At 58.5% G+C, this 21,059-nt stretch carries 18 protein-coding genes; 12 read left to right on the top strand and 6 right to left on the bottom strand.

What is annotated here, in order from left to right; all coding sequences use genetic code 11:
• Positions 1-16 precede the first annotated feature (16 nt).
• Positions 17-805: a GNAT family N-acetyltransferase gene (locus tag C5L12_RS06435; RefSeq protein WP_245422782.1), complete on the top strand. Its 789-nt coding sequence runs from the start codon at positions 17-19 to the stop codon at positions 803-805.
• A gap of 66 nt (positions 806-871) precedes the next feature.
• On the opposite strand, the gene C5L12_RS06440 is transcribed toward C5L12_RS06435, so the two are convergent.
• Together C5L12_RS06440 and denD are read right to left on the bottom strand one after the other, a co-directional pair.
• Positions 872-1,783 (bottom strand): NAD(P)-dependent oxidoreductase, encoded by a 912-nt coding sequence (locus C5L12_RS06440; RefSeq protein ID WP_105371196.1) that lies wholly within the window; start codon positions 1,781-1,783, stop codon positions 872-874.
• The gene (gene denD / locus C5L12_RS06445) at positions 1,780-2,763 is read right to left on the bottom strand and encodes a D-erythronate dehydrogenase (RefSeq protein ID WP_105371197.1); all 984 of its coding nucleotides are present in this window, start codon (positions 2,761-2,763) and stop codon (positions 1,780-1,782) included. Before denD ends, C5L12_RS06440 begins: the two co-directional genes overlap by 4 nt.
• Positions 2,764-2,935: 172 nt before the next feature.
• On the opposite strand from denD, the gene C5L12_RS06450 reads away from it, so the two are divergent.
• From C5L12_RS06450 to C5L12_RS06475, 6 genes are all read left to right on the top strand, one after another.
• Complete coding sequence (locus C5L12_RS06450) at positions 2,936-4,381, top strand: FAD-binding oxidoreductase (RefSeq protein WP_105371198.1); 1,446 nt, start codon at positions 2,936-2,938, stop codon at positions 4,379-4,381.
• Positions 4,382-4,409: 28 nt separating this feature from the next.
• The gene (locus C5L12_RS06455) at positions 4,410-5,129 is read left to right on the top strand and encodes a FadR/GntR family transcriptional regulator (RefSeq protein WP_105371199.1); all 720 of its coding nucleotides are present in this window, start codon (positions 4,410-4,412) and stop codon (positions 5,127-5,129) included.
• A gap of 170 nt (positions 5,130-5,299) precedes the next feature.
• A complete protein-coding gene (locus C5L12_RS06460; RefSeq protein ID WP_105371200.1) occupies positions 5,300-6,460 on the top strand; it encodes a fumarylacetoacetate hydrolase family protein in 1,161 nt (386 codons plus the stop codon).
• Between the two features lie 18 nt (positions 6,461-6,478).
• Positions 6,479-7,012 (top strand): TRAP transporter small permease, encoded by a 534-nt coding sequence (locus C5L12_RS06465; protein ID WP_105371201.1) that lies wholly within the window; start codon positions 6,479-6,481, stop codon positions 7,010-7,012.
• Positions 7,012-8,289, top strand: coding sequence for a TRAP transporter large permease (locus tag C5L12_RS06470; protein ID WP_105371202.1), 1,278 nt, complete (start codon positions 7,012-7,014; stop codon positions 8,287-8,289). Before C5L12_RS06465 ends, C5L12_RS06470 begins: the two co-directional genes overlap by 1 nt.
• 47 nt (positions 8,290-8,336) lie before the next feature.
• On the top strand, positions 8,337-9,344 hold the full coding sequence (locus C5L12_RS06475; RefSeq protein ID WP_105371203.1) for a TRAP transporter substrate-binding protein: 1,008 nt from the start codon (positions 8,337-8,339) through the stop codon (positions 9,342-9,344).
• 51 nt (positions 9,345-9,395) lie between these two features.
• On the opposite strand, the gene C5L12_RS06480 is transcribed toward C5L12_RS06475, so the two are convergent.
• Entirely contained in the window at positions 9,396-10,310 is a 915-nt protein-coding gene (locus C5L12_RS06480; protein ID WP_245422783.1) for a DMT family transporter, read from the bottom strand.
• 270 nt (positions 10,311-10,580) lie between these two features.
• A complete protein-coding gene (locus C5L12_RS06485) occupies positions 10,581-11,624 on the bottom strand; it encodes a class I SAM-dependent methyltransferase (protein ID WP_105371204.1) in 1,044 nt (347 codons plus the stop codon).
• A gap of 318 nt (positions 11,625-11,942) precedes the next feature.
• Between C5L12_RS06485 and C5L12_RS06490 the strand changes: the two genes are divergently transcribed.
• From C5L12_RS06490 to C5L12_RS06500, 3 genes are all read left to right on the top strand, one after another.
• On the top strand, positions 11,943-13,940 hold the full coding sequence (locus C5L12_RS06490; protein ID WP_105371321.1) for a putative bifunctional diguanylate cyclase/phosphodiesterase: 1,998 nt from the start codon (positions 11,943-11,945) through the stop codon (positions 13,938-13,940).
• Positions 13,941-14,164: 224 nt separating this feature from the next.
• The gene (locus tag C5L12_RS06495; protein WP_105371205.1) at positions 14,165-15,526 is read left to right on the top strand and encodes an MFS transporter; all 1,362 of its coding nucleotides are present in this window, start codon (positions 14,165-14,167) and stop codon (positions 15,524-15,526) included.
• Positions 15,527-15,635: 109 nt separating this feature from the next.
• Positions 15,636-16,391 carry a FadR/GntR family transcriptional regulator gene (locus tag C5L12_RS06500; protein WP_205839311.1) on the top strand — a complete coding sequence of 252 codons (756 nt, stop codon included), beginning with the start codon at positions 15,636-15,638 and terminating at the stop codon, positions 16,389-16,391.
• Between the two features lie 17 nt (positions 16,392-16,408).
• On the opposite strand, the gene C5L12_RS06505 is transcribed toward C5L12_RS06500, so the two are convergent.
• Both C5L12_RS06505 and C5L12_RS06510 read right to left on the bottom strand, forming a co-directional pair.
• The gene (locus C5L12_RS06505) at positions 16,409-17,230 is read right to left on the bottom strand and encodes a carbohydrate-binding protein (protein ID WP_105371206.1); all 822 of its coding nucleotides are present in this window, start codon (positions 17,228-17,230) and stop codon (positions 16,409-16,411) included.
• An 11-nt stretch (positions 17,231-17,241) separates the two neighbouring features.
• Positions 17,242-19,032, bottom strand: coding sequence for a heparinase II/III domain-containing protein (locus C5L12_RS06510; protein WP_105371207.1), 1,791 nt, complete (start codon positions 19,030-19,032; stop codon positions 17,242-17,244).
• Positions 19,033-19,266: 234 nt separating this feature from the next.
• Between C5L12_RS06510 and C5L12_RS06515 the strand changes: the two genes are divergently transcribed.
• Together C5L12_RS06515 and C5L12_RS06520 are read left to right on the top strand one after the other, a co-directional pair.
• A complete protein-coding gene (locus C5L12_RS06515; protein WP_105371208.1) occupies positions 19,267-20,217 on the top strand; it encodes a carbohydrate ABC transporter permease in 951 nt (316 codons plus the stop codon).
• A 5-nt stretch (positions 20,218-20,222) separates the two neighbouring features.
• Positions 20,223-21,059, top strand: a complete 837-nt coding sequence (locus C5L12_RS06520; RefSeq protein WP_105371209.1) for a carbohydrate ABC transporter permease — start codon at positions 20,223-20,225, stop codon at positions 21,057-21,059.

A 21,059-nucleotide genomic window follows, 5' to 3' on the forward strand; every position in this document is an offset into this window, starting at 1 on the left:
TCTGCCAGAGACAGAGATGCTCATCGACTGGGCGCGTGCGGAGGGCTGGAATCCGGGGCTTGCCGACGCTCCGGCTTTCTATGCCGCCGATCCGCAGGGCTTTATCGGCTGTTTTGTCGATGGCAACATGGTCGCCGGTATTTCCGCAGTCCGATACGGTACGGACTTCGGATTTATAGGCCTCTATATCGCTCAAAAGAATTTCCGGGGCAAAGGTTACGGACGTCGGGTCTGGGACGCCGGCATGGCGCATCTGCACGGCCGCACCATCGGCCTCGACGGAGTGCCGGAGCAACAGGCGAATTACCACGGAATGGGTTTCGAAGCAGTCTATGAAACATTCCGATGGAGCGGCAGGATTGAAGGGAGACTGTCCAAAGACGTGGTTTCGATCAGCGCTGACCTTCAGCCGGCGGTCCGCGACTACGACCGTCGCTTCTTTCCTTCTGAACGTCCTGCATTCCTGACCGAATGGCTGCAACCGCCGCGCCTTGCCAAAGCCGTTCTCGGTGGGGGCGGCCTCCGTGGTTATGCAGTTTGCCGCCAATGCCATGATGGCTATAAAATCGGGCCGCTGTTTGCCGAAACAGAGGTCGACGCAAAGTCGCTCCTCGAGGCCTGTGCCGTCGAAACACACGGGCAGACCGTGCATATCGATCTCCCAGCGTCACAGGCCGGTTTCGCCGCCGAACTCGCGAGCCTTGGTTTCACACGTGGTTTTTCCACGGCCCGTATGTATCGCGGCCCAGTCCCTGCGGTCCGGATGGCCGGTGTCTTTGGGATCACCACCCTTGAACTTGGTTGAACAGTGATTCAGCAGCGTCCGGCGAGCGGATTGTTGAGTTCAACGGAGGCAAAAGCCGACACCGGCTTATCGAGCCTTATCTCCTGCATTGAGCTTTTCGAGATGAAGGAGAAGTGCGCTGTGGTCCCGTTCGGCGCCGCCTTCGGCAACGAACTGCGTAAATTCCTCACGAACCTTTTCCGTCAGCGGCAGCGTCAACGACAGGGACTGCGCCATGGCGATCACGGCGTTGAGGTCCTTCAGTTGATTGCGGGAAGATCCTCCCGGCTCGAAATCGCGGCGCACCATCCGTCCGCCATGGAGTTCTAGGATCCTGCTCTCGGCAAAGCCGCCGCGGATGGCGTCGCGGAAAGCCTCGCGGGAAGCGCCGCCCGCCTCCACCAGGATCATGGCTTCAGCCACCGCGCCGATGGTCACGGCCACGATCTGCTGGTTGGCGAGTTTGCAGATCTGACCGGCTCCGCTTGGCCCGACATGCGTGACCCGCCCAAGCACCGCAAAAACGTCCCGCAAAGCCGAAACGATCTCCGACTCACCGCCAGCCATGATCGCCAATGTCCCGGCCTCGGCTCCGACGACCCCGCCCGAGACAGGTGCATCGATATGATGGATACCGAAGGCTGCAAGCCGTGCGGCATGGTCCTTTGCGACAGGCGGCGCAATCGAACTCGTGTCGACGACGACCGCACCCTTGTGCATTACCTGCGCGCATCCTGAACCGAACAGGACCTCACCGACGACGTTCCCGTCGGTGAGCATGGTGAACACGATGTCTGCTCCCTCTACGGCTTCTGCCGGTGAGGCTGCGATCTGCGCGCCTTCCGGCTCCAGCGCCTTGGCCTTGACCGGATCACGGTTCCATACAGTGAGACGGTACCCCGCCCGGGCAAGCCGGCGCGCCATTGGCGCGCCCATCAAGCCGGTACCCAGGAAGGCGATCCTTGTGCCGCCTGCCGGCCTCTCGACAGCTTCCGTCATAGGGAACCTCCAAGCTCGTCTTCAATATGGACCCTGATGATCTCGTCAAAGTTCTTTTCCGCCGTAAAGCCGAGTTCCCTGGCACGCTTCGCCTCAAAGCCCGGAGCCCAGCCTGAGACCATCTTCATGATCATCTCGTCGGGGACGCGGCGGATGAGCCGCACTGCTCTATCTCCCGCAACCCGGCGCAATGCTTCGATCTGTTCGCCGACGGTGGCGCTGACACCCGGCATCGAAAGATTGCGACGCGGACCGACCGTCTCGAGATCGAGGTTGGCTGCATGGATCAAATATCCCACTGCCGATCGCGGGGAGGTGTGCCAATGGCGGACATCTTCCGAAACCGGCAGAACGGCCTCCTGGCCGATCAACGGCTCGCGCAAGATATTTGAGAAGAAACCGGAGGCGGCCTTGTTTGGTTTTCCCGGTCGAATGCACACGGTCGGGAGGCGGATGCCGATGCCATCGAAGAACCCGCGTCGCGTATAATCGGACAGGAGCAGTTCTGAAATGGCCTTCTGGGTACCGTAGCTGGTCAATGGCGTCAGATGAAAATCATCAGGAATGGGATAAGGCAGTGGCGCTCCGACGACGGCGATCGATGAGGTGAAGACCACGCGCGGCCGGTAGCCATCTTGATCGTGTGCGATGCGGATTGCATCAAAGAGATAACGCGTGCCATCAAGATTGACGCGGTAGCCCTTGTCGAAATCGAGTTCGGCTTCTGCCGAGACGATCGCCGCAAGATGGAAGATCACATCCGGCCGTGATTGGATCAGTTGCTCAGCCTCGCCTTGCGTCGACAAGTCAGCCTCGCGCGCCACAACCACACCCGCAAATTCCTGCGGTGTTTCCGGCTTGATCACATCGACCAATGTCAGCTTTTCCAGGGGCTGGCCCTTGATGCCGCCTTCAGCGACCAGGCGCGCCGTCAGTTTGCGTCCTACCATGCCGGCCGCACCGATAATCAGGATATGCAACGAAACCTCCCATTTCCGCCGCAGCCGCAGAGAGCGGCCGACAGCTCTAAAAATATCTTGTACGGTTGTCTGATAACCTTATATGCTTCATTTGAAAACAAGAGAGTTGCGACGCTGCCCGGATAATTGCCGGTTGGGCGGAAAATGGGACGGGCGACCCAAGGAGGACAGAATGACAGTTGCGGAAATCGAGCTGGTGGCAGAGCACCGCCTGGCACTGCAATCCCTGTTGGGGGACGATCTTGTTCTGACTGACATGGATGCAATGATCCGCTACTGTCGCGACTGGCACGGGGACGTGACGAGCGGGGCGGTCGCTGTCTTGCGGCCCCGCTCTACCGAAGACGTAGCGGCTGCCGTCAGGGCCTGCCGCCAGCTTGGGCTGGCGATCGTTCCGCAGGGCGGAAATACCGGGCTCGTCCTGGGTGCCCTCCCCGATGCTCCCGATCATCAGGTCGTCCTCACCCTTGAACGCATGAACCGTATCCGCAAGATCGATGCAGAGGATTTTTCCGCAACTGTCGAGGCGGGTTGCATTCTCTGGGACGTGAAGGAGGCCATTTCCGAAAAGGGCATGTTCTTCCCGCTGGCGCTCGGCGCTCAGGGAAGTTGCCGGATCGGAGGCAATGTCTCCACCAACGCCGGCGGCATCAATGTTTTACGATATGGGATGACCCGCGAACTCGTTCTCGGGCTTGAAGTCGTTCTGCCCGACGGCACCGTTTTTGACGGACTGTCCACTCTGCGCAAAGACAACCGCGGAATAGATCTCAAGCAGCTTTTTATCGGCGCGGAGGGGACGCTCGGGATCATCACGGCCGTATCGGTCAAGCTGACGCCCTATCCGGATCAGGTGGCCACCGCCCTGCTCGGCCTTGCCTCGCTAGAAGACGCAATCGGCTTGTATCGGCGCGCAAGGCGCGAATGCTGCGACCTGATGTCGGCGTTCGAGTTCATGCCGCCGCTGGCCTTCACCCTGGCTCGGGAAGCCATGCCCGATTTGCCGATTCCCATCAGTGAGGAGTATCCGGCCTATGTATTGATGGAAATCTCCGGCTCCGGCCTCGTTGACGTGGACGACTTGATGCAGCGTTTCTTGGAGGGCGTCATGTCGGACGGGATGGTGCTGGACGGTACGATCGCAGCGTCGCAGAGCCAGGCCCGAAACCTCTGGCTGATCCGTGAGGGCATGAACGAGGGGCAGGCCAAACGGGGCGCTCATATGCGCAGCGATATCTCCGTTCCGCTCTCGCAGCTCGCCTCCTTTGTCCACGACGCCGAAAAGGCGATCGAACAGGAATTGTCCGATTGCCTCTGCGTTTCCTACGGACATGTCGGCGACGGCAATGTCCATCTGAACGTCCTGCCGCCTGAAGGCCTTTCACCGGACGAGCGAGCGACGCGCATCTACCGATCGAAGAACGTCCTCAACGCCGTGGTCGATCGCTACCACGGCAGTATCAGTGCAGAACACGGGATCGGCCGCCTCAAACGAGGCGATTTCGACGCGCGGCTCCCGGAAACCCACAGAAGGCTTCTGACAGCTATCAAGCGCGCCATCGATCCCGATCTCTTGATGAATCCGGGATCACAGTTGAATTTCCAAGCCGAGTCGTAGACGACAGTTCGGAAAGAGGGCGATTATAGTGGCAGTGGCAGACTTCAGTCAGATCAGACGCAATGAACATTTGCCGGCCCGCATCGCGGCACAGATCGGGCGGGAGATCAGCGAGGGCCGCATAGCGCCGGGACATAAGCTGCCGACCGAGCATTTGCTGGCAAAGACGTTCGGCGTTAGTCGGTCGGTGATACGCGAAGCCATCGCACAGCTCCGAAACGAGGGCCTGGTCGAAACGAGGCAAGGCGTCGGGGCATTTGCAACGGAGATCGACCGTCGCCAGTCACTGCGGATCGAGCAGGACGATCTGGCAGATCGCGACAGCTTTCGCAGTCTGTTTCAACTGCGATTGGCCTTGGAAGTCGAGGCCGCTGCCCTTGCGGCTGTTCATCATACTCTGCCGGATCTTGCCAAGCTCGACGAAGCGCTGGCTCAGATGAATGGCGCGGAGAAATGGACGGACCAGGGCATCGTTGCCGATCTCGCATTTCACCGCTTTGTCGCGTCCGCTACCCGCAATGAATATTTCCTTCAATTCATCACCTTCATTGCTGAGCGGACCCATCTGGCGATCAACGCGGCACGCGCTGCAGCCGTTTTGGAAGAAATCGTCGAGGTGACGATTGCCGAGCACGTCGCAATTCGCGATGCGATCGCGACACGTGACCCAGCGGAGGCAAAAGAGGCAATGCGCCGGCACCTCTATGGCGCAGCTTCACGACTTGGCCTCAAACTCGAAATGCTCTAGATAGCCCGTACCAAGAGGTTAGATCGATCTAGATTTTTTACACATCGATAGCACCCCGCTGGACAGGGTGGCAGAGTCACACTAAAAGCGACAAACATTTGTTGTCAGACATCCTGACAATAGGTCCACCAGGTGGAGGCTTGGGTTCATGAGTTTGAGGAGGATCCCCGATGGAGGCTAAGCGGACGCTTGCTCCGGAAACAATCTTGCCGCAGGACGCCTCTTCGGCACTGCTGATCGGGCGCGTCTGGTCACAGAAATTGGGGGGGCCTTGCCCGGTCCTCTTGGCATCCGGACGTCTGTTGGATCTTTCCGTCTTGGCGCCGACCCTATCGGGCCTTCTCGAGATCGCTGACCTTGCAGTTACGCTGCGCGATACCAGCCGTTTTGCCGACCTTGGCCCGCTCACCTCCTTCCTGGATGGGACGGCAGGCGAACTGCTGGCTCCAGCGGACCTGCAGGCGATCAAAGCGGCAGGCGTTACGTTCGCAGACAGCATGCTGGAACGCGTCATAGAGGAACAGGCCAAAGGCGACCCTCAGCGCGCTCAAGACATTCGCGGCAGGCTTGCTCCGGTATTGGGCGACAATCTGCGCGGCCTTGCCGCAGGTTCCGAAAAGGCTGCCGAGGTGAAGTCTCTCCTGCAGGACATGGGCCTGTGGTCTCAGTACCTTGAAGTCGGAATTGGCCCCGATGCGGAGATCTTCACGAAGGCGCAGCCCATGTCCTCTGTCGGATGCGGTGCGCTGATCGGCATTCATCCCAAGTCCGATTGGAATAATCCGGAGCCGGAAGTGGTGCTCGCGGTCACGTCCAAGGGCAAGATCATCGGCGCAACGCTTGGCAACGACGTCAACCTTCGCGACTTCGAAGGACGCTCCGCGCTGCTCCTCAGCAAGGCGAAGGACAACAATGCCTCATGCGCAATCGGCCCCTTCATCCGCCTGTTTGATGACAGCTTTACTATCGACGACGTCAAGTCGGCGGAGATATCGCTCTCTGTCGAAGGCCCCGACGGGTTTGTGATGACCGGCGTCAGCGCGATGAAAGCGATCAGCCGGACACCGGAAAATCTCGTGTCGCAATTGCTCAACCGCAATCATCAATATCCGGATGGCGTTCTCTTCTTCCTCGGGACGATGTTTGCGCCGGTCAAAGACCGGCGCGGCGCAGGCCTCGGATTTACCCATGAGATCGGTGATCGGGTGGAGATATCGACGCCGAAACTCGGGCACCTGGTTAACTGGGTTGAGCATAGCAACAATTGCCCTGAATGGACATTCGGGCTGGCGGCGCTGATGAAGAACCTCGCAAGCAGAGGCCTCGTCTGAGCGAAAGGGGAAGAAGCGATGCAAAAGGCAATCGATCTTTTTTACAAATTCCTGGAATTTCTGCTGATCATCCTGCTGTCGGGGATGGCGCTGATGGTGTTCGTCAACGTGGTGCTTCGCTATGCGTTTAATTCCGGGCTGAATATTTCGGATGAAATGTCGCGCTATTTCTTCGTCTGGCTGACATTTATCGGGGCAGTCGTCACCTTCAGGGAATATGGTCACCTCGGTGTCGAAACCCTGGTGGCCCTTTTCGGCCGCGCGGGCCGGATCATCTGCATGATCCTCAGCAATCTCATCATCATCCTGTGCTCGGCCATCTTCTTCTGGGGCACATGGAACCAGCTCCCGATCAATGCCAGCATGATGGCCCCCGTCACCGGCCTTTCCATGGCATGGGTCTATGGCATCGGCTTCTTTACCGGCGCAGGCTGCACGATCATTGCCCTCGAACGCCTCGTGCGTCTGTTGACGGGCCGCGTAACCGACGATGAAATCTCGGCCTTCGCCGGCGAAAATCTGACACTCGAGCAGATGGCGGAGCGTACCTAATGACCCTTTTCGTCTTCGTAGGCTCGCTTCTCGGCGCCATGGCGATCGGTGTCCCCGTCGCTTTCTCGCTGATGTTCTGCGGCGTTGTCCTCATGTGGTATATGGGTATGTTCAATACCCAGATCATCGCCCAGAACATGATCGCCGGCGCCGATACGTTCACGCTGCTGGCCATTCCGTTTTTCATTCTCGCCGGTGAACTGATGAATTCCGGCGGTTTGTCGCGCCGTATCATCGATTTTGCGATCGCCTGCGTCGGGCATATCCGCGGCGGGCTCGGCATCGTGGCGATCGTCGCGGCACTCATCATGGCAAGTATTTCCGGTTCCGCCGCTGCCGATACCGCAGCGCTTGCCGCCATTCTCATTCCGATGATGGCCAAAGCCGGCTACAACGTTCCCCGCTCCGGCGGCCTGATCGCCGCAGGTGGTATTATCGCGCCGGTGATCCCGCCATCCATGGCCTTCATCGTCTTCGGCGTCGCGGCAAACGTTTCGATCACCCAGCTCTTCATGGCCGGGATCGTACCGGGAATCCTGATGGGGCTTTCACTGATCGTCACCTGGCTGATCGTGGTTCGCAGGGACAATGTGCAGGCGCTTCCCAAAGCGCCGATGAGCGAACGTTTGCGGGCGACCGGCCGCGCCGCCTGGGCGCTCGGCATGCCCGTCATCATCCTCGGCGGCATCAAGGCCGGCGTGGTAACGCCGACCGAAGCAGCGGTCATCGCCGCTGCTTATGCTCTGTTTGTCGGCATGGTGATCTACCGCGAGCTCAAGCCCCGTGAACTGCCGCGCGTCATCCTGCAGGCTGCCAAAACGACGTCCGTCATCATGTTCCTGGTCTGCGCGGCGCTCGTATCGGCATGGCTCATCACCGCTGCAAACATCCCCGCCGAAATCACGGCGTATATCGAGCCGCTCATCGATCGGCCGAAGATTTTGATGCTCGCCATCATGATCCTGGTCCTGATCGTCGGCACCGCCCTCGATCTGACGCCGACCATCCTGATCCTGACGCCGGTGCTGATGCCGATCGTCAAGCAGGCCGGGATTGATCCGGTCTATTTCGGCGTCCTGTTCATTATGAATAATTGTATCGGGCTCATCACACCGCCGGTCGGCGTCGTCTTGAACGTCGTCAGCGGTGTTGCCCGCATTCCGCTTGGAAAAGTGACGGCCGGGGTTTGGCCATTCCTGCTCGCTCAGACCATCGTGCTCCTTATTCTGGTGCTTTTCCCCGAAATCGTCATCGCGCCAGCGCGCTGGCTGCGCTGACCGATGTAAAACCCAACCCACCTTCAACCGTCCAATGGGAGGACAAAATGAGAAAACTGCTTCTTGCGACAACCGCGATTGCCTTCGGTCTTTCCGCCGCGGCACCTGCTTTCGCCGAATTCAATTCGCGCAATATTCGCGTCTCGAACGGCATCAATGCTGATCACCCGGTCGGCAACGGCATCAAGGCCATGCAGGCCTGCCTGGACGAAAAATCGGGCGGCAAGCTCAAGCTGACCGCGTTCTGGGGCGGAGCGCTCGGCGGCGATCTTCAGGCAACCCAGGCCCTGCGCTCGGGCGTTCAGGAAGCTGTCGTCACATCGTCCTCGCCGCTCGTCGGCATCATCCCGGCCCTTGGCGTGTTCGATCTGCCGTTCCTGTTTGCCAATCCTGAAGAAGCCTACAAGGTGCTCGACGGCAAGTTCGGCGAGATGATGAACCAGAAGCTCGATGCCGCTGGCCTCGTCAACCTGGCCTACTGGGAAAATGGCTTCCGCAACCTCTCGAACTCCGTTCGTCCGGTCAACAAGTGGGAAGACCTGTCCGGCATGAAGGTTCGCGTCATGCAGAACAACGTCTTCCTCGACACCTTCCAGAACCTTGGCGCCAACGCTACGCCAATGGCATTCGGCGAGGTGTTCTCGGCACTCGAAACGAAGGCAATCGACGCACAGGAAAATCCCTATGTGACGATCGACACCTCGAAGTTCTTCGAAGTCCAGAAATACGTGACCGAGACGAACCACGCCTACACGCCGTTCCTGTTCCTCTTCTCCAAGGCGATCTTCAACACCTATACGCCGGACGAACAGAAAGCCCTGCGCGATTGCGCTGTCGTGGGTCGCGACGAAGAGCGAAAGGTCATCCAGGATCTCAACAAGAAATCGCTGGAAAAGATCAAGGCGGCGGGCGTTGCGGTCAACACGCTTTCTCCGGAAGAGCAGCAGCGCATCCGCGAAAAGTCCATGATCGTTTATGAAAAGCACAAGGCAACAATCGGCGCCGACGTTGTCGATGGCATTCTCGCGGAACTTAAGACAATCCGCGGAAAGTAAGCCGAGCACTTCGTAAAAATCGAAAGCCTGCGGTTCGCCCCGCAGGCTTTTTCATTCCGGAATGGATGGGAGCACCTTCTCGCGCTTCTTGAGCGCCTGTTCGCGAATGAAGATGAAAAGACCCGACGCAACGATCAACGCGGCGCCGATCAACATCCCGAAACGCGGAAGATCGCCGAAGAACATCCAACCAAAGATCACTGCCCAGAGCAGCAAGGTATATTGCAGTGGCGCAACGGTCGCTGCATCGGACATCTTGAGCGCCCGGTTGACCAACATATGGGCGGCCATGGCGACGATACCGAGCAGTCCAAGCAGCACAAGGTCCCGGCTTGAGGCAATCGGCGACCAGTCGAACGGGGCGGCGACCAGACCGGCAAGACCGGCGCCGGCCACCTGGAAGAAGACCAGCGCGCTGTCCGGTGTGCCGCGCAGGAAACGACCGGAAATCAACATGAAGGCGAAGGCACCGCTGCCGATGATCGAGATGACCGCCGGCATGGTGAACATGGCGCTCGAAGGTTCCAGAGTGATGATGACGCCGACGAAACCGACCGTGATCGCCGTCCAGCGCCGCCAGCCGACCGTCTCGCCAAGCAGGAATGGCGACGCGGCCGCGACATAGATCGGGGCGGCCAGCCAGTAAGTCATCACGTCGGCCAGCGGCAGATACATCACTGCGTAGTAGAAGCAAAAAACCTCTGCGGTGGAAAAGAACACCCGGGCAAACTGCATGCCCGGCCGCTCTACCGTCAGAAGATTGCCTAGACCCGCCTTCCAGACCATGGGCACGAGAATGAGAAGCGCCGCCAGACTGCGGATCAGGATGACCTGGCCAAGACCGTAGCTTAAGACCAGCCATTTTCCCATCGCATCGTTCAATGCAAACATCAGCATGCCGAGCAGCATCACGAGCGGACCGGCCAGATTGGCGGTTTTGAGCGCCATCGCGGATGAAACGTTCATTCAGATGCACCTCAGACGTAGAAAGCGTTTCCTGTGCCGATAGTCTGATCGCCAACAGGTTCGTAGGGATTGGTGGTAAAGGAAGGCAGGCCTTACATAAAGCGCTTTTGACCTTACCTGACACTCCAAGCTCTGCGGACGGTGCATCAGTTGCAAAATATCATCACCCCGGCGAAGCACGCGCAACTGCCGGGGTGATATCTCTGATAAATGACCTCTCCGACCCTGCCGCAGACGATGGGCAGGTTAGGCCAACGCGGACCGCAGGGCTCAGGAACGCTTCTTCAACACGCCGTAAACGATGTTGCGGTTCTTGCCGAAGAATACGCTCGCCTCGAAATCCTGGCCCTCGGTGCTGGCGTGGATGATGTTCCACATGTCCGCTTCCGAACGCAAAAGCAGAGCCCAGTTCATGAAGGTTTCGAGATAGCCGTCGACCTGGATTGGATAGGAGTAATTGGCAAACAGGAAAACGCCGTTTGGTTTCAGCATTTCCAGGCAACGCTGAGTCAGCTTGATGGCGACCTTGTCGACGAGATAGTCGTAGAGGCCCGAAGCATAGACCAGGTCGAACTGCCCCGGTCGCAGGCGGCCGGTCAATATCTGGCGTACCGAGCCATCGATCGCCTCGACGGCCGTTCCCTGATAGTCCCTGGCGATCGTCCCGACGCTCAAAGGATCCTGATCGAGTGCGACCCAGCGCTTCAGCCGCGTCTCACGCAGGGCTACGGAATGTTCGCATTCGCGCAGGTGACCGGCGGCGACGCTCAACACTTCCGTTTCAGGTCCGCGGGCATCGGCCACCTCATCGACATGGCGTGCAAGAATGTCACGGCGGTCCCAGTTGGCAAGCGACGACGGTGCCGTGCTCGTATATTCGAACAAGGCCTGGCCGAGCTTCGATGCCTTTGCCACATCCTCGGCGACACTTTCATGCCGATAGATGAAATCCAGGAGCCTTGCGTCTCCGGAATAGCCTCGTGGCTTGTCGTAGGACCAGCGCGTCAGGGGATCCTGCAGAAAAAATGAGGCAACGGGATGGTTCTGGACGAAGGGAACCAGTTCCTGCCAGACGCGCGGATCCAGTTTGTGCCGGCTTTCATGAAGCGAGTTAGTTACTTTGTCCGCAATCTTAATGGGATCGTCGCCCCGTTCGAACTGTTGGCGGGTCAGTTCCAGCATCAGCGCCATTTCAGCTTTTGCAACAGCCAGTTGCTCCTCGAACTGTTCGCTCTTGGGTGCCACAAGTTCATTAGCGATGGCTGCGGGGGTGATAAGACTATGACCGTCAAATTCAATCTTCATTTGCGTCACGCGAAAATACTCCAGTTACAAAAGGATTCGACTGGTCGGGGCGTTGCGCATTGTAGCGTTCTGGTCGTCCCGATGATTTTTATCATAGCTGGAAACTTCTGGTTAACTATCACATTTACGAAATAAGATTAACGGCGGGGATTTCGGGTTAAATTTAACAAGATTTAACAGCACCCCCTCATTTTGGTGGCTGAAACCACGTCTCGTCGTTTCTTTGATCCCAGAAGGGATCAGCGACCGCACGAGCCAAGAGAGCCTGGGGCAGGCGAGGCGGCCAGTCCCCTCGTGAAATGGAAATGCGAGCGGATGGAACAGTGCATGAAGCACACGTTTGCCGATGCGGTGGAAATCGATCTGCAAAAGAAGTTGCAGAGGCCGTCGGTGCACGAGCTTCGCAGACTTTATGAGAGCGACGCCGAAGCGGAGCGACGGATCGCCACGCGACACGGCCTGTGGATCGCCGTTATCATCTATGTGCTCTTCTCGGCCACCGACATATTGCTCATCCCCGACGTCGCCGTCCAGACAATCACGGCCCGGCTGGTGGTCGGGGGTATTGCGCTTGTGCTGCTTGAAGCCCAGTTCCGCCTTGATCTCGGCATCAAATGGCTCGACCGAACAAGCGCTCTGGCGCTCGTCATGGGATATGCGATATGGGCGATCCCGGCCGTGCAGACGATCTATACGGATAGTTTGTCTTATTACATGATCTTCGGCGCCATTTTCATGATGGGCGCGAATCTGTTCTTCAGCTTCCGTTTCGGGTTGTCAGTCGCAGCGTCCAGCGCTGTCTTGGTAACTTTCTTCCTGACCCTTTCGACCTTCTGGCCGACTGACATCTATGCGCTTGCCTTCGGCACCTTCTACGTCTCCTGCTTCGTCTTCACGTCTTACGTGAACTGGAAGCTGAACCTCGAGCGGTACCACGTTTTCCTGAACGCGCTTGAAGCCAAGATCCAGCAGAAAGAAGCGACCGACCGGGGCGAGGCGCTGCTGCGCATGTCCAATACCGACTACCTGACTGGACTGGAAAACCGCCGGGCCGTCGATCACAGGCTGAGGCAGTATTGGAATGAATGGCAGGCAAAGGGCCGCGGCTTTACCGCTATCCTCGCCGATGTCGACTTCTTCAAAAAATACAACGACGGCTATGGCCATCAGGAAGGTGATCGTTGCCTGATCCAGGTCGCCACCGCGATCAAGGAGGCAATAGCGCCCTTCGGCGGCTCAATCGGCCGTTATGGCGGCGAGGAATTCATTGTTCTTGCACCGATTGACCGGAAAGAGCAGCTGGCCGAACTGGCGGAGAAAATCCGCCTGACGGTCGAAGAGCTTGGCCTCCCCCACAGGGAGCGTCGCGACGGCACATCGATCGTCACCGTGAGTGTGGGTACGGCTTTCACCAGGGACCAGACCGGAGCAAAGCTGGAAAAGATCATTCATGAAGCCGACAGGGCGCTCTACAGCGCCAAGGCCAGCGGCCGCAATTGCGTCCGCCTGTTTGATCCCGACGACCCAAACAACAGCGACGAGACCGAGAACATCGCGGCCTTGCTCAAGATCGCTATCGACCAGAACCTGGTGTCGCTCGTTTATCAGCCCATCGTGGACCTCAAGTCCGGCGAACGCGACGCGGTAGAGGCCCTCATGCGGCTGAAGACGCTCGACGGCGACATGGTCCCGCCAAGCCTGTTCATTCCGATTGCAGAGCGGACCGGCATCATTATCGAACTTGGTCGATGGCTCATTCGAACCGTCTGCCGGGATCTCCTGGCTCCGAACCACGTCCACATCGCCAGCGTCAACGTTTCGCCGATCCAGCTCAAGACCCCGGGCTTTGCGGCAAGCGTCGCGGCAATCCTCTACGAGACGGGAGTTAACGGTAGCAGGCTCGCTTTCGAGATTACCGAAGGTCTCGAAATGGAAATACATTCGGATATTTTGCGGTGCATCAGCGACTTGAAAACCCTGGGCATCAATATCTGGCTGGACGATTTCGGAACGGGATTTGCCGGCCTGTCGTGGTTGCGGCTCATAGATTTCGACACGGTCAAGATCGACCGCTCTTTCCTGCACGACAGCGCCTCCCCGCGAGGCAGGGCAATGCTGCAGGATATAATCGGCCTCATCCGCAACCGGGGCCCGAAGATCCTTGTCGAAGGCGTGGAGACGGAAGAGCAGCTGGCTTTGATGCAGAAATTCCGCATCGACCACGTCCAGGGGTTTCATGTCGGCCGGCCTGCTCCCATTGATCAGCTGACCGCTATCAAAGACGAATTGGCGGGCCCGCGACATGCACCTATGTCCCGCCGCTAAGGCGCAGCCGGCACAAACCATTTTAAGCGCCCGCTACGGGCTCCTCCGGCCGGTACGGAGGATTTTTCCTTGGTAATGTCAAGGATACCGTAAGCCCAGCCTGCAGAGAACGGCAGAGAAATGCCGGATTGAATTCATCATATCAATCCATAAATCGTCATCCGACTTGACGACACATAGCCGGCAAGCCAAAAGGGATCATCGCATGATAGCTGGTCTCCCGATTGTCTCGCACGCCGCTCATCCTGTCGGTAGCTCTGTTCATGGAAAGCATGGACGCTACCGTCGTATCGACCTCGCTTCCGGCGATCGCGGCAGATATCGGCACCACTGCAGCCGCTCTGAAACTCTCCTTTGCCGCCTATTATGTCGCGATGGCGATTTTCGTGCCTTTGAGCGCATGGCTGGCCGATAGGATCGGGTGCCGGACGGTCCTGCGCACGTCAATGGCGCTGTTTATCCTCGGTTCGATCGGCTGTGCGGCATCCCAGTCCCTTCCAAGCTTTGTCCTCGCCCGGTTCGTCGAGGGGATCGGTGCGGCTTTCATGGCGCCGGTTGCCAGGCTCGCCCTTTTCAGAGTGACGCCCGGCGAAGACCTGGTTCGGGCGACATCGTGGTTGACGATCCCGCCCACGATCGCCCCCATGCTGGGCCCACCGCTCGGAGGCTTCCTGACGACCTTCGCTGCTTGGCAGTGGATTTTCCTCGTCAATCTTCCCCTCGCCGTGGCGGGAATCGTGCTGATCTCGCGCTTCATGCCCGAACCTGTCCGCCTGCCCACCCGCAGCTTGGATTTCAAAGGCTTCGTTCTTCTCGCCATCAGCCTTTCAGGCCTCGTGTTCGGCGCTTCTCTGATCAGCATGCCGATCCTTCCCGTCGGGGTTACGCTCGCCACGATTGCCCTTGGGGGACTAACGGGATTCGGATATCTGCGACACGCCAGGAAAAGGACCGATGCGGTCCTCGATATGTCCGTATTCCGCGAGCCTACCTTCCGGGCGACGACCATCGGCACAAGCTTGATGCTGATGGGCTGTGCGGCCCTTCCCTATCTGACGGCGCTCATGCTCCAGCTGGGGTTCGGCATGAACGCGTTTGAAGCCGGTCTTCTCGTCTTTTCCGGTGCGATTGGCGCGCTCGCTGCGAAATTCATCGTGGCGCCCCTGTTCAAACAAATGGGTTTTATGCGAATAATGATCTTATCCGCGCTGCTTTCCGGCGTCGGCATCGCCGTCAAAGCAACGCTTCTTCCGTCTACGCCCGCCCTTTTGATCATGGCGCTGCTTTTCATCAACGGTCTCGTCCGCTCGGTCTATTTCACAGGTCACGCCGTGCTTACAGTCGCGGATACGGCCCCCGAACAAGCCGGTCACGCAACTGCGATCGCCGCCGTCTCGCGCCCGGTCGCGTCCGCACTCTCCTTCGCGCTGGCGGGCGGCCTGCTTGGCCTTCTTTCCTCCGGCGGTGAGGCCAATACCATTTCAGACTACCACCTGGTGATCGCTGTGGGTGCAGCGCTATGCGCTAGTGCCGCACTGGCGTTCATCTTCAATCGGCGCGCCGGCAAGACACTGAACCGTTCTTGACGGCTGCCAACCGCACTCTTCCGTTGAAAGCGATCCATATTTGTCATACATGTGTGATGAATCCTGGACCCAGGGTTCAGCTTCACCGAATGGGCTCCAGGCGCTCAAAATGAAGGATCAAAGCGTGGCTATACAAGCAAAGGATCGCAGCAGGGGGCCTGGATCGCTGGTCTCGCAGGTCGGCGAAATCCTTCGCCAGGCGATTCTGAGCGGGCAATATGAGCCGGGCGCTAAGCTGCCGAGCGAAATCGAACTGACCGAGGCCCACGGCGTCAGCCGAACCGTTATTCGCGAAGCCGTAGCCGTCCTGCGTTCCGATGGACTTGTCGAAGTACGCCAGGGAGCAGGGATATTCGTCCTGCCTCCCGATGGTGGCCCCGGAGGAGCCAATCGAAAGATCGACAAGGCGCGCGTCTCCTCCGATCTGGAGGTGCTGGAGATCCGAACTCCGCTCGAAATCGAAGCCGCAGGGTTGGCAGCCATGCGCCGCTCACCGGCCCAGGAGGAGGCAATGTTCGCCTGCCACCGCAACATTCTCGATTGCATCGAGAATGACAGGTCGATCCGCGAAGCGGATCTTGCCCTTCACTTCGCCATCGCCGATGCCACAAACAACCCCCTGTTCCGCCAGTTTCTGGAATCGCACGGCTCTGCGGTCATACCTCAGTCGAAAGTGGTTGCAGAATCGCGCTCGGCTGAACAAACGGCCTACAGACGGCTGATCCACAAGGAGCATGAGGCGATCATTATGGCCATCTCCGACAGGAATGAAGAGGCTGCTCGCAACGCCATGCGCGACCATTTGCGGGGAAGTCAGCTTAGATACCGCGACCTGCTGAAGGCTTTGCGGACGACCGTCGGCTAGACGACATCGAGGACGGATCAGCCGAATTTCGCTCCTGACTGGGATTGAACGTAACGGGCTTCCCGCCCCCAGACTTCGATCTGCGTGAGCGCCGGAAATGGTGACGGATCATCCGCCTTTATCAGGCTGTGCAGCCTTACCCAGTCAACGGTCCGCGGCTCTATCCGGAGCGATTGAGCCATGCCCGTTTTTTTCAAGGGAAAACAAAACGTCTCTCCTCCGGAAAGGGTGATGCTCACCCTCTCCCACCAGGAATCGTGCGGAAAGTCCGCCCTCAAGTAGAGCACGACCTCGTCGATCTGGATCGGTCGCCCGAACTCCACGGTCAGCGCAGCTTGCGGATTGCGATCGATTCCCCAGCTCGTATAGGGCCAGAAGCCGTGACCATCACTGGCTTTCTCGCCGTCGATTGCATTGCGCGCGGCGAATGCCGCCTCCCCCCGGGTCTCGACATTGGCTTTCACATGCGGAAACAGGGTTGTGTTGGCGTGGTCGTCGAAGGGGTTTAAGGCGAGGTTCCGCCGATGCGCGATCTCGTCCTGTCGGGCCTTGCGCACATAAAGGCGATGGATGTCGCCTTGGAAAGCCTTTGGCGAGTGGGATGCCCGCCTGGCGCCGAAGGGGATCTTGAGAGCAAATAAAGAGCCCAATAGATAAACCGTGGCACTACCGATCGCGTCATCGAGTGCCAAGATGACATGCCCTGGTTCGGACGCCTCGACAATGATCTGATCGCCTTCCTGGTAATTTTGACGGTAGACCAGGAAAACCTCCTGCTCCCCTGTCGAAGATGCCAGGATGGTTCCCTCGACGCTAACGATTTTCAACGTCAGTTCCATTCTCGTCCTCCTCAGACGATCCGTAGGGTCAGGCGTTTGTCTGCAAGGGGGACAAGCAGGCGGTAGATCATGGGGGGCCATGAGATCCTCAGCCGCGCGTCACTTATTTCGATGGGCTCGACATCGATCGCCCCGGCGCCTTCGACCTCAATCCGGCCCAAGGATGGCAGATCGATCAGTCCGGGCGATATCTGCGGTTCGATAGATGTCATCAGCGACAGAACTGCCGGGACATCGCCATCAAAAACATCGAGGATTTCGACATGCCGACCTCGCAGCAGCGAAACTGTGCGTTGGTAACTTCGCACCCGCGCTTCGCCCGGATAGGCTCCGGCGATGTCGAGCGATATGCGAGCTTCGACAGAGCTGAATTCAGTCACAAGGTCTCGCGCAGCAAACTCTTGTCCATCGGATTGCATGACCTCCCCAAATGTCGGCAAGTTGTGAAATGCCGACTGCATCGTCCAGATATCGTAGCGCTGCGGAGAGAACGTCTTGGCGGTATAAGTTTCGACCCCGACATCGATCAGGAACGGCCGGCCGTCCTTGTAAAGGGTCACGCTTCCGACATCGTTGTGATTATGACTTTCGCCATTGTGGCCACCCTTCACCGCAAGCGCGTAGCGCTCGTCCCTCGCGATGAAGAGCCCGATGCCCGGATAGAGGATATCTCGCCCCGGCTGGCGCTGATCCTTGCGGGGAACCGCCGGGCCAAGGAGCAGCTCCTGCACCCGGTACCAGAGGTTCCATTCCTGCGGCAGATGTTGATTTTCGGCCATCGTCCTGTCGGCAGCGGCGAAGGACATCAATGCTTTGGACCCGACCGCTTTCCCGAACAGATATTCCCGCACGCCGCAAGGCTCCACGACCGCAGAGGAATCTGCAAAGTTGAAATAATAGCTGCCTGCGGCATGCATGTTTAAAATGTATTCCGCCATGTTGCGGATTTTCGGCTCGCCCCAGAGCGGCCTGACCACACCCGGCGCCGCGGAATCAAGAATGGTCATCGCCCCGTGCAGACACAGTGCGGCATGCCGATAGTAAACGACGCCCTCCTCACAGGCCCCATCCTCGGCATAATCCTTCAAAAAGGCATCCAGGCTGCCAAGCGCCTTCTCCACCACCCTCCGGCGCAACATCTGGTCTGTGCGAAGGCAAAAGACGGACAGAAGGACGTTTTGAGTTATCCAGGCCGTCCAGTTGTTCATCCTTTCATCGTCGCGCCCCATCCACCAGAAATGTCTGCCGAGATAGGGTTCAAAGATGCGGATTTCGACTTCGCGCTCAATACGCGAAACGATCTGCGGACTGACCGCGTCCAGTTCGTCTCTCATCAATGCAACCACGGTTGCCAGCTGCGCCGAGGTTTCCGCGGCAAAAAGATCGATGACCGGTTTCGACACGTCAGGGAGCAAGGATCGGGTCCCGCCCCGCTCATAGGAATTGTGCGCGGGCAACTGCCAACCGCTTTCTTCCGCGATCAGGAAGATGCCGTCGACAATTCCGGCAAGAAAACGCCCCTTGCCTTCAAGCAGCTCACCAAGCACCAGGTTGTTCAGCATCCTGCGCCGGGTGAAGTAGAGGTCCTCAAAGCGTGAGCGGTTGCCGGTCTCGACATATTCGCGATAGTCGGAAGCCCGGATAAGCGGCCATGTTTGCTGAAGCGTTTTCTTTGCGTCGAGGAGAACCGCGTCACGAATGGAAGCCGGCACGGCGGCCCAGGCCGGGCGGTCCCTTTGGAGCGCGCCCGGCGAAAATTCGAACAGAATGTCCGGCAACTTTGCTACCACCTCGCTGAACACGTGTCTCCTCCGCAACTCCTTGAGGCTGGCCTGGAGCCTCCACCTATCATACGTATTCATGCTGTTCCACAAAATTCGTATGATTTATTCATAAGTTGTTTGACCACTCTGGAAGATATGCTATGTGGTGGATCAGGAGGCAGGAGCGAGCGCACCAAGGCGCCCGTTTTCACGAATGCGGATTGAACTCTTGCGGCTCTGCGCCGCGGTCGATCGGCCTGGAGGAGATGATCGGTGTCCATTTCAGATACGGCGTCCGCGACGGGCCGGGCACCGGCAGTTCCTCGAAACAGGATCAAGGTCTTGTCCAGGCGGCGCCGCAAACTTCAAAATGCGCTCGTCGCCTATTCCTTTATCGCGCCGAATTTTATCGGTTTTGCCGTCTTTACGCTCGGCCCGATCCTTTTCGCCTTCGCACTGGCCTTCATGCACTGGGACGGTTCCAACGCGATCACCTTCGCCGGCCTCGACAATTTCTGGCGGCTTTTTGAGGACAAGGCGTTCATCGCAGCATTCTGGAACACGATCATCTATACGGTGGTATCGGTACCGGCCACGCTCGCCTGCGCGCTTTGCCTGGCGATCCTACTCAATCAGAAGATCTTCGGACGGGACTTCTTCCGCACGGCGATGTTCTTTCCCTATGTCGCTTCGCTGGTCGCCGTCGCAGTTGTCTGGAACATGATCTTCAACCCCGAAATGGGGCCGGTCAACATGATCCTCTATACCCTGGGCCTCGACCCGAAGGACATGCCCGGTTGGGCGGCCGATCGTCATTGGGCCATGGTGACGGTGATCCTCTTCGGCATCTGGAAGAGCATGGGCTATTACATGGTCATCTATCTTGCCGGCCTGCAGGGCATCAACTCGGAGCTCTACGAGGCGGCGGATCTGGACGGCGCCAACGCCTGGCAGAAATTCATCTATGTCACGGTGCCGCAGCTTGCGCCGACCACGTTCTTCGTGACCGTCATGCTGACGATCCAGTCCTTCAAGGTCTTCGATCAGGTCTACATGATCACCCAGGGCGGCCCGGGCACATCGACACTGGTACTCGTCTATCACATATACAATGAGGCCTTCATCTCCTGGGATCTCGGCTATTCCAGCATGATCGCCCTGGTGCTGTTCTTCCTGGTGCTCGCCGTTACTGTCGTCCAGTTCCGTCGCCAGAGGGAGGACTGACCGCCATGCGGATTGCCGGACGCAAGATAGCCGTGAAGACCGTTGTCATTTATGCCACCGCCATCGTTATCACCGCGGTCATGCTCATGCCTTTCGCGTGGATGCTGTCAGCCTCGTTGAAGCTGAGCCGCGACGTTTTCGTCTTCCCCGTCGAATGGATTCCATCCGAGCCGCAATGGCAGAACTATGTGGACATCTGGACGAAGATCCCGCTGGCGCTCTTCATCTACAACACCTCTAAGCTGACGATCATCGTAACGCTTCTTCAGCTTCTCACCTCGAGCTTTGCGGCCTACGCCTTTGCAAAGCTTGATTTTCCGTACAAGAACACGCTGTTTCTCGGCTATATCGCCACCATCGCCATGCCTTGGCAGGTCTACATGGTGCCGCAGTTCCTGCTGATGCGGGAATTTGGCCTCAACAACACGCATCTGGCGCTGATCTGCCTTCAAGCCTTCACCGCCTTCGGCGTCTTCCTGATGCGGCAATTTTATATGTCGATCCCCACCGAGTTGTGCGAAGCTGCCCGGATCGACGGCATGAACGAGTATCAGATCTGGGCACGCATCATGCTGCCCCTTTCGAAGCCGGCGTTGTCGACGCTCACCATTTTCACCTTCGTCACCACCTGGAACGACTTCCTGGGACCGATGATCTATCTGACCAAGACGGAGTTGAAGACCATCCAGATCGGCCTGCGAATGTTCATCGCCCAGTATTCGGCCGAATACGGGCTGATCATGGCGGCCTCCGTCGTCGCGCTCATTCCCGTCCTCATCGTTTTCCTGTCTCTGCAGCGCTTCTTCGTCGAGGGCGTCGCCTCGTCGGGCCTCAAGGGTTAA

The sequence above is a fragment of the Neorhizobium huautlense genome (assembly GCF_002968575.1).
Classification (GTDB): Bacteria; Pseudomonadota; Alphaproteobacteria; order Rhizobiales; family Rhizobiaceae; genus Neorhizobium; species Neorhizobium huautlense.